The organism is Escherichia sp. MOD1-EC5950 (assembly GCF_002965345.1).
Taxonomy (GTDB): domain Bacteria; phylum Pseudomonadota; class Gammaproteobacteria; order Enterobacterales; family Enterobacteriaceae; genus Escherichia; species Escherichia marmotae.
Genome location: NZ_PTSR01000078.1, coordinates 1 through 1,858, shown reverse-complemented (window position 1 = coordinate 1,858; position 1,858 = coordinate 1). Strand labels below are relative to the sequence as shown.

Sequence of the window (1,858 nt, the reverse complement as noted above, 5' to 3'; positions counted from 1 at the left end):
CTCGACAGGGAAACGGGGCTGCACTACAATCTGCACCGTTACTATGATCCGGATGTCGGGCGGTTCATAGTAACGGATCCGATAGGGCTAAGAGGCGGGTTAAACCTTTACGCTTATGCGCCTAATCCAATTAGTTGGATCGACCCGCTTGGGCTGAAATGCTCTCATTCTGCTAAAAATCCGAAAGAATTCCATGCGGCTGTAAATGAGAAATGGGGACATAAAATGACCCCAGCAGAAATGAGGGAAGTACAAAAAACAATAGATAGAATTAAGTCAAATAAGCCATTTTATTCAAATGATGGGACGACATTTGGTAATACACATACTATAGGTAATCCTAATAGCCAGCGTCTTAATACTGGCAGTGGGCCATATAAAGAATGGACCGTAAAAACACCTAATGCTGGAGGGAATGGAGCAAGACGTATTGTTGTCGATACCTCTACAGGAAAAGCATACTATACTAATGATCACTATGATTCATTTATTGAAATCTCTCTTGGAGGATGGAAATAATGAAATTAGGGAGCAGAGTATTAATTGATTTTTACAAAGTAAAAACAATGGATGATTTTTACGATCAACTATCTGAAAAGTTAGGCTTTCCTGAATATTTTGGTAGAAACGGTGATGCCCTGATCGATTGCCTTTTTAGCTTACGCTATCCACAGGATGAAATGACATCTATACATGTAAATAGTGAGGAATATTTACTGTTAGAATTAAGAGGATTTTCTTCCGTTGAACAAAAAATAAGAGATACTTTGGTTACGAGTATTGAGTTTGTTAGTAAGAAATGTAAAGAGAAAGGGCAAGCTCCTTCTATTGTTCTATTATTAAATTAATCGGATAGCATTAATTAGAATCCGGGAAGGAATTAAATCTTCCCGGCTTTTATTTTTACGCTTCTTTCAATACACTGGATATCCCGACTTTCATTCCTTTAACTACCTGTTTAACCTGATAAAGTTCCTTCCGTAGCTCCTCTACTTCGTTGCGCATCCCAGGGAAAGATCACGTAACGCAGCTTTTTTGTACTAAATAATTCGCACTAAATGTTCAATAATTAAGATATTCCTTATTACCTAAAGCTGTTTTTTATTGCTTATACATGATCAAATACTCCTTACATAATTAAGGAGAACAAAATGGAACTTAAAAAATTGATGGAGCATATTTCTATTATCCCCGATTACAGACAAGCCTGGAAAGTGGAACATAAATTGTCTGATATTCTACTGTTGACTATTTGTGCCGTTATTTCTGGTGCAGAAGGTTGGGAAGATATAGAGGATTTCGGGGAAACACATCTCGATTTTTTGAAGCAATATGGTGATTTTGAAAATGGTATTCCTGTTCACGATACTATTGCCAGAGTTGTATCCTGTATCAGTCCTGCAAAATTTCATGAGTGCTTTATTAACTGGATGCGTGACTGCCATTCTTCAGATGATAAAGACGTCATTGCAATTGATGGAAAAACGCTCCGGCACTCTTATGACAAGAGTCGCCGCAGGGGAGCGATTCATGTCATTAGTGCGTTCTCAACAATGCACAGTCTGGTCATCGGACAGATCAAGACGGATGAGAAATCTAATGAGATTACAGCTATCCCTGAACTTCTTAACATGTTGGATATTAAAGGAAAAATCATCACAACTGATGCGATGGGTTGCCAGAAAGATATTGCAGAGAAGATACAAAAACAGGGAGGTGATTATTTATTCGCTGTAAAAGGAAACCAGGGACGGCTAAATAAAGCCTTCGAGGAAAAATTCCCACTGAAAGAATTAAATAATCCAGAGCATGACAGTTACGCAATTAGTGAAAAGAGTCACGGCAGAGAAGAAATCCG

General features: G+C 38.2%; 2 protein-coding genes and 2 pseudogenes. 3 read left to right on the top strand and 1 reads right to left on the bottom strand.

All coding sequences use genetic code 11. The annotated features are described in order from the left end of the window. Both BEA93_RS24190 and BEA93_RS24185 read left to right on the top strand, forming a co-directional pair. The coding region (locus tag BEA93_RS24190) for an RHS repeat-associated core domain-containing protein (RefSeq protein WP_272897388.1) at window positions 1–519 on the top strand (519 nt) is incomplete at its 5' end. Then, complete coding sequence (locus tag BEA93_RS24185) at window positions 519–848, top strand: barstar family protein (protein ID WP_016248705.1); 330 nt, start codon at window positions 519–521, stop codon at window positions 846–848. The genes BEA93_RS24190 and BEA93_RS24185, both read left to right, overlap by 1 nt. Window positions 849–903: 55 nt before the next feature. On the opposite strand, the pseudogene BEA93_RS25955 reads toward BEA93_RS24185, so the two are convergent. Beyond that, a pseudogene (locus BEA93_RS25955) lies at window positions 904–999 on the bottom strand (SymE family type I addiction module toxin); the annotation flags it as partial. 152 nt (window positions 1,000–1,151) lie between these two features. Between BEA93_RS25955 and BEA93_RS24170 the strand changes: the two are divergent. After that, a pseudogene (locus BEA93_RS24170) lies at window positions 1,152–1,858 on the top strand (ISAs1-like element ISEc1 family transposase); the annotation flags it as partial.

Bases quoted from the DNA above. Each gene is read 5' to 3' on its own strand.
- BEA93_RS24185 (WP_016248705.1), top strand. From the start codon at position 519: ATGAAATTAGGGAGCAGAGTATTAATTGATTTTTACAAAGTAAAAACA.